Source organism: Parahaemophilus parainfluenzae, assembly GCF_001055095.1.
Taxonomy (GTDB): Bacteria; Pseudomonadota; Gammaproteobacteria; order Enterobacterales; family Pasteurellaceae; genus Haemophilus_D; species Haemophilus_D parainfluenzae_Z.
In genome coordinates this window covers 62,972-70,475 of the sequence record NZ_JVHG01000006.1, presented here as the reverse complement: position 1 = coordinate 70,475, position 7,504 = coordinate 62,972, and the positions used below count along the sequence as shown (strand labels likewise).

The following is a 7,504-nucleotide window of genomic DNA, read 5'->3' as shown; positions in this document are numbered from 1 at the left end:
ACACCGCCAGGTAGTGAATGTGAACCCCGAGCTGAAGAGCTTGGGGTTTTTGTTTATGGATTTTTATTAAAAATTATATAGAATGATCTCAATTTTTATTTCTCAATATAAACAATGAAAAACTTTAGATATTTTGCGCAACGTTATGTTGATTGGGTTATTCGATTAGGTCGAGTTCGCTTCTCTTTACTTGGTATCGCTATTCTTGCTATTTTAGCTATCTGTATACAAATCCTATTAAGCACGCTCCTTAGTGATGGTATTCACTGGAGTGACATTGCCCGCTCAATTACTTTTGGTTTATTTACCGCTCCTTTTGTTATTTATTTTTTTACGCTGCTTGTTGAGCGATTAGAACGTTCCCGTTTAGAGCTCTCCAAAACACTTGCTCGATTAGAAAAAAATAGCCGTGATAAAAGTACCTTACTTGCAACGATTAGTCATGAATTGCGTACGCCTTTAAATGGAATCATTGGTCTAAGCCGAATTTTATTGGATGATAAATTAACAGAACAACAACAAAATTATCTTAATACAATTAACCTAAGTGCGGTCAGTTTAGGTCATATTTTTAGTGATATTATTGACCTAGATAAAATCGACTCCAAGCGCATTGAATTGAATATTCAACCCTGCGATTTCCATTCATTACTTAATGATTTCTATAATTTTGGGACCTTGATGGCAGAACAAAAGGGGCTAAAATTTTCTTTAAAACAGGATGAGAATTTACCTAATTGGCTTTATCTCGATCGTGCTCGCCTTAGCCAAATTCTTTGGAATTTAATTAGTAATGCCGTCAAATTCACTGATAAGGGTGAAGTGATTCTAAGGGTGCAGAAAATGCAAGATAATCAGTATCAATTTAGTGTTACTGATACGGGAGCAGGTATTGCACCTTGTGAATTAGATAAGATTTTTACCATGTATTATCAGGTTAAAGATAATATCCATCGTTCTGCGGGAAGTGGCATCGGTCTTGCGATTTCTAAGAATCTTGCGCAGTTAATGCAAGGGGATTTAACGGTTGAAAGTGAATTGGACGAAGGTTCAACCTTTTACTTAACGATCATTGCAGAAAAAGCGCAAGCTCATGATGGAAACGCTGAAAAAGCCATGCAGCATCTTTCCATTTTATTAGTAGAAGACGTTGAATTAAATGTGGTTGTAGCCAAAAGTATTCTTGAAAAGCAAGGTCATTATGTTGATGTTGCGATGAATGGTGAACAGGCTATCCAATTATTTGAGAAAAATACTTATGATATTGTTTTTCTTGATATTAAATTGCCAGATATGTCAGGTTTTGATATTGCATACTATCTACGTAAAAACTACGAAGAAGGAATTTACGATTTTCTTCCACCTTTAATTGCTTTTACGGCAAACGTTATGCACAGCGAAGAGGAATATCAAAATCAGGGGATGGATGGCGTGTTGCGTAAGCCTCTTTCTCTGACGGAATTACGTCAGTGTTTTAAAACATTCTTAGGAGATGATATCGAGACTACCTCTGATGAGGAAGAGCTCCCTCAAGTTCAAGAAGGTATTAATATTTCACTTATTGAGTTAATTGGAAAATCACAAGCTAAAGCTAATGTGGAGTTATTCAAACAGTGGATGCCAATTTATTTAGATGAATTAGAAACGGCGTATGAAGATTATCTTACAAACGCAGATATGCAACAAATGGTGTCAGATGTGGCACATAAAATAAAAGGCGCAGCAGCATCAGTGGGGCTTGTTAATATTCAAAATATCGCAAAACAGGCTCAAGACACGTCATTACCTAATTGGGCATCTGATATTGCTTTATGGATAAAGCAACTCAGTAATGAATGGTCTCAAAATGTAGCTGAATTAGAAGCATATTTAGAAAAATAATTCATGACACGTTATTTTCAAATTTTGGTCAGTGAGAATATGCCGTCTAATTTGCCGGCAAATACCTTGATTATTAATGAGTTTTCTAAAATTCAAAATCTTCTTGGGCAAGAGTTTGAGACGATCTTGTTTGATGCACGAAAAGGTATCCATTTAGAGGCGCTCGCCATTGCGGCCGGTACATTGAAAATGAATGGTGCCTTAATTGTCTTGCTATCAAATTGGGAGAAACTTCATTTCCAAATAGACGAAGATAGTCTTCGTTGGTCAGGTTCGCTTGAGACAATTACGACGCCAAGATTTATTGCATATTTTAAGCATTGTATTCATAAATATGGCTTCCCCGTCCTTTATCATCAAAATGATTTAAAATTTGACTGCACTTTTCAACGAGAATTTGTAAATCACAACGCGACCTTAGATCAGCAGAAAATTATTGAGCGAATCTTACAAAAAGAATCTGAACTTTACTTTCTTACTGCCAAACGAGGAAGAGGGAAATCAGCTCTAGCAGGCTTATTAGCGAATCAACTGGATACTAAAATTTACCTCACAGCTCCAAATAAAAGTGCGGTCAATATTTTGGGTGAATTTTCACAAAAAAAGATTATCTTTATTGCACCAGATGCGCTTTTCCTTGCTTTGCAAAATGATCCTTCTTTTTCTGAAAATGCTTGGCTTTTTGTTGATGAGGCGGCAATGTTGCCGATTGCTCAACTTACTGCTTTTTCCCATCATTTTAAGCATATTTTATTTACGACAACTATTCATAGTTATGAGGGAACCGGGCGAGGCTTTGAGCTTAAATTTAAGCAAAAAATTAACCGCACTTTCTCTGACTTTGAGCTTATTGAACCGCTACGTTGGTCGAAAGATGATGCTTTAGAGGCATTTATCGATGAGCTTTTATTATTGAATGTAGAGGATGAGTTTAAACAAACGGTATACGATAAAAGCAAGTTCTGTCAAATTACTGAACGCTCACAAGAGGAAATACTTTCTTCATTGTCTCAATTCTATGGGTTGATGACATTAGCTCATTATCGTACATCACCATTAGATCTACGGCGATTATTTGATGTCAATTCACAGTGTTTTTTTACCGCTGAAAGTGAGCAAAATTTACTAGGCGCTGTTTGGGCATTAAAAGAAGGCGGGATTGAAGATTCAGCCCTCATTGAAGCAATTCAACAAGGGATTAGACGCCCGAAAGGCAATCTCGTGCCTCAAGCACTTTGTTTTCATGCTCAACAACAAAAGGCTTGTGAATTGCATTCTTTACGTATTTCGAGAATTGCGGTCCAGCCTATGTGGCAGCAGCATGGTATTGGTACACAACTTATTGAATACATCACACCAAATGCCGATCTGGATTATTTATCAGTGAGTTTTGGTTATACCAAAGAACTGGCTCAATTTTGGCAGAAATGTGGTTTTTCTCTTGTTTATTTAGGCGAGCATTTAGAGGCAAGTAGTGGCTGTTATTCAACTATCGCTCTAAAAGGACTTTCTGCACAAGGGATTGAATTAGAAAAAGAAGCAATGCAATCTTTTCAACGGAATATGCCTTTGTCTTTCCATCCGCTCGTTCAGGAATTTAATAGCACATCAGTAGATTGGGAATTGATTGACGAAGATTGGTTAAGCTTAAAAAATTTTGCTTATTTTCACCGCACTTTAGCTTCCGCTTTGCCGGCAATTCGTCGATTTTTAATGAATTTAGATGAAAAAGATTGCCCTTTAATAAGAGATTATTTCATCACAAAACAGATACCCTATAATAAGAAAAATGGGTTAAAATTATTACGTTCGGAAATTGCACAAAAATTAAAAAAGGAGGCAAAATGAGCGAACAAGAAAAAAAAGGTTGGTTCCGTAAAGCAGTAGATGAATATAATAAATTTTGTAGTGAGCTTGGTTTAGATAAAGGTAGCTGTCGAGGTTGTATGCCACGCATTGAATTTGATGATGATGGTAAGGTAAAAAAAGAGAAACCACTAGAACCACTCAAAAAATAAAAGAAAACAGGGTTAATTTAACCCTGTTTTTTTATACAGATAATTATTGAAAAGTAGAGTGAATTTGCTAAACTAACAAGCTGTTTAGGCAAAAATGAGATAAAAATTGACCGCACTTATGAAAACAACCTATTTTAATTTTGATATTCCAACTCAGCCCAATGACCATAAAATTCTTGGCAATGTATTGGCGAGTGCAGATGCACTTGCGGTTAGTGAAATTGCAGAGCAATATGATGGATTGACGGTGGTTGTGACACCGGATACCAAAAGCGCGGTTCGTTTATCACAAGTTTTACCGGATTTAACTTCTCAGCCCATTCAGTTTTTTCCTGATTGGGAAACGTTGCCTTATGATTCTTTTTCTCCTCATCAAGAAATAATTTCTTCTCGTTTAAGTGCGCTGTTTCATTTACAAAATACTAAAAAAGGCATCTTTGTTTTGCCGATTAGCACATTAATGCAACGTGTGTGCCCGCCGAAATATCTACAGCATAATGTCCTTTTGATTAAAAAAGGTGATCGTCTAGTCATTGAAAAATTGCGATTACAATTAGAGTCAGCAGGATATCGTTCTGTAGAACAAGTGCTAGAACATGGCGAATATGCCGTACGCGGATCACTTTTAGATCTTTTCCCAATGGGAAGTGTGGTTCCATTTCGCTTAGATTTTTTTGATGATGAAATTGATTCGATTCGTACTTTTGATGTTGATACGCAGAGAACGTTAGATGAAATTCAATCTATTAATTTATTACCTGCACACGAATTTCCAACAGATGAGAAAGGTATTGAGTTTTTCCGTACACAATTTAGAGAAACTTTTGGAGAAATTCGTCGTGATCCAGAACATATTTATCAGCAAATCAGTAAAGGCACACTAATCTCAGGGATTGAATATTGGCAGCCGTTATTCTTTGATGAAATGGCAACGTTGTTTGATTACTTGCCAGAAAAAACATTGTTTGTGGATATGGAGACAAATCAAGCACAAGGTGAACGTTTTTATCTTGATGCTAAACAGCGTTATGAACATCGAAAAGTCGATCCAATGCGTCCTCTTTTGCCTCCAGAACGTTTGTGGGTAAGCATTGATGCAGTAAATCATGCATTAAAAAATTACCCTAAAATTAATTTTAAAGCAGAAAAAGTGCGGTCATCTGTTCGTCAGAAAAATTTAGCGGTGTCCGCATTACCAGCAGTGACCATTCAATCACAGCAAAAAGAACCGTTATCGCAACTTCGACAGTTTATTGAACATTTCAAAGGAAATGTTTTATTTTCAGTTGAAACTGAAGGACGTCGTGAAACTTTAGTAGATTTGCTTTCACCATTAAAAATTAAACCTAAACAGATTAAAACCTTATCTGACGCCAATCAAGACAAGTTTAATCTTTGGGTAAGCCGTCTTGAGCAAGGTTTTATTCTTGATGAGGCTAAATTAGCCGTCATTACTGAACATGAAATTTTAGGTGAGCGGGTACAACAGCAACGTCAGCGTGATAAACGTAAGGCTGTCAATCCAGATACCTTAGTGCGTAATCTGGCAGAATTAAAAATTAGGCAGCCTGTGGTGCATTTAGATCATGGTGTGGGGCGTTATGGTGGGTTAGTCACGCTTGATACAGGTGGTTTAAAAGCAGAATATTTGCTAATCAATTATGCGAATGAATCCAAACTTTATGTGCCTGTTGGTTCTCTTCATTTAATTAGTCGTTATGTAGGTGGTTCAGATGAAACCGCACCATTGCATAAATTAGGTAATGAATCATGGGCGAAAACGCGTCAAAAGGCTGCAGAAAAAATTCGTGATGTGGCAGCTGAATTACTTGATGTGTATGCTCAGCGAGAAGTGAAAAAAGGCTTTGAATTTAAATATGATCGTGAGGAATTCCAGCAATTCGCTGCAACCTTCCCTTTTGAAGAAACACATGATCAAGCCATGGCTATTAATGCCGTCATTTCGGATATGTGTCAGTCCAAAGTAATGGACCGTTTAGTTTGTGGTGATGTGGGCTTTGGAAAAACTGAAGTGGCGATGCGCGCGGCATTTTTGGCGGTTATGAATCATAAACAAGTAGCTGTATTAGTCCCAACAACCTTGTTAGCTCAACAGCATTACGAGAATTTTAAAGATCGTTTTGCTAATCTTCCAGTTAATGTGGAAGTGCTTTCTCGCTTTAAAACAGCTAAAGAGCAAAAACAAATCTTAGAAAATTTAGCCGAAGGAAAAGTCGATATTCTGATTGGCACTCATAAATTGATTCAATCTGATGTGAAGTTTTCCGATCTTGGCTTACTTATCATTGATGAAGAGCATCGCTTTGGTGTGGGACAAAAAGAGAAAATTAAACAACTTCGAGCGAATATTGATATTTTAACGCTTACTGCAACACCAATTCCTCGTACTTTGAATATGGCGATGAATGGCATTCGCGATCTTTCTATTATTGCGACACCACCGGCTCGTCGAGTGAGTATCAAAACGTTTGTTCGCCAGAAAGATGATTTAATTATTCGTGAAGCCATCCTGCGTGAGATTTTGCGTGGCGGGCAAGTTTATTATTTACATAATGATGTGACGAGTATTGAAAATACGGCTGAAAAACTGACTGCACTTGTGCCTGAGGCGCGAGTTGTGATTGGACATGGTCAAATGCGAGAACGAGAACTTGAACGTGTGATGAGTGATTTTTATCATCAACGTTATAACGTTTTAGTCTGTTCCACCATTATTGAAACAGGGATTGACGTACCTACGGCAAATACGATCATTATTGAACGTGCAGATAATTTTGGTTTAGCTCAGCTTCACCAATTGCGAGGTCGAGTAGGGCGTTCTCATCACCAAGCTTATGCTTATTTGCTTACACCGCCGCCGAAATTAATGACGAAAGATGCGAAACGTCGTTTAGAGGCATTAGAAAGTTTAGATAACTTAGGTGCAGGTTTCATTCTTGCGACGCACGATTTAGAAATTCGCGGTGCCGGTGAATTATTAGGGAATGAACAAAGTGGGCAAATTGAAAGTATCGGTTTCTCACTTTATATGGAATTACTTGATGCAGCAGTGAAAGCCTTAAAAGAGGGCAGAGAACCTTCATTAGAAGAGATTACACATCAGCAAGCTGAAATTGAGTTACGTGTTCCAGCCTTATTAACAGATGACTATCTGGGTGATGTGAATATGCGTTTGTCGTTCTATAAACGCATTGCTGAAGCGGAAAGTAAACAAGAGTTAGATGAATTAAAAGTTGAATTAATTGATCGCTTTGGCCTATTACCTGAAGCAACTAAAAATCTTTTACAAATTGCTGAAATACGTTTAATGGTGAAACCATTAAAAGTACTGAAAATCGATGCAGGGGCTCAAGGTGGTTTTATTGAATTCTCTCCTTCAGCAAAAGTTGATCCTGAAAAATTCATCAAATTAATTCAACAAAATCCAATTGTTTATCGCTTTGATGGTCCATTAAAATTTAAGTTTGTAAAAGCCCTTCCAGAAAACAAAGCGCGGTTAGAATTTGTGATGGATTTGGTGAAGACGCTTACTGAGTAGCAAGTAAATAAAAAGGCTGACAACATGTCAGCCTTTCTTTTTTACG

The 7,504-nt window shown here is 37.2% G+C and carries 4 protein-coding genes; all 4 read left to right on the top strand.

The features are described 5' to 3' along the window. Positions 1 to 114 precede the first annotated feature (114 nt). The gene (locus ADA56_RS01530; RefSeq protein ID WP_049368875.1) at positions 115 to 1,881 is read left to right on the top strand and encodes an ATP-binding protein; all 1,767 of its coding nucleotides are present in this window, start codon (positions 115 to 117) and stop codon (positions 1,879 to 1,881) included. 3 nt (positions 1,882 to 1,884) lie between these two features. Next, positions 1,885 to 3,729 (top strand): tRNA(Met) cytidine acetyltransferase TmcA, encoded by a 1,845-nt coding sequence (locus ADA56_RS01525; RefSeq protein WP_065420061.1) that lies wholly within the window; start codon positions 1,885 to 1,887, stop codon positions 3,727 to 3,729. Next, positions 3,726 to 3,899: a DUF5363 family protein gene (locus tag ADA56_RS09830; RefSeq protein WP_014065161.1), complete on the top strand. Its 174-nt coding sequence runs from the start codon at positions 3,726 to 3,728 to the stop codon at positions 3,897 to 3,899. The genes ADA56_RS01525 and ADA56_RS09830 overlap by 4 nt, the downstream gene beginning before the upstream one ends. A gap of 118 nt (positions 3,900 to 4,017) precedes the next feature. Further along, on the top strand, positions 4,018 to 7,458 hold the full coding sequence (gene mfd, locus ADA56_RS01520) for a transcription-repair coupling factor (RefSeq protein ID WP_049368874.1): 3,441 nt from the start codon (positions 4,018 to 4,020) through the stop codon (positions 7,456 to 7,458). Positions 7,459 to 7,504: the final 46 nt, after the last annotated feature.

Bases quoted from the DNA above. Each gene is read 5' to 3' on its own strand.
- ADA56_RS09830 (WP_014065161.1), top strand. From the start codon at position 3,726: ATGAGCGAACAAGAAAAAAAAGGTTGGTTCCGTAAAGCAGTAGATGAA.
- ADA56_RS01530 (WP_049368875.1), top strand. From the start codon at position 115: ATGAAAAACTTTAGATATTTTGCGCAACGTTATGTTGATTGGGTTATT.
- mfd (WP_049368874.1), top strand. From the start codon at position 4,018: ATGAAAACAACCTATTTTAATTTTGATATTCCAACTCAGCCCAATGAC.
- ADA56_RS01525 (WP_065420061.1), top strand. From the start codon at position 1,885: ATGACACGTTATTTTCAAATTTTGGTCAGTGAGAATATGCCGTCTAAT.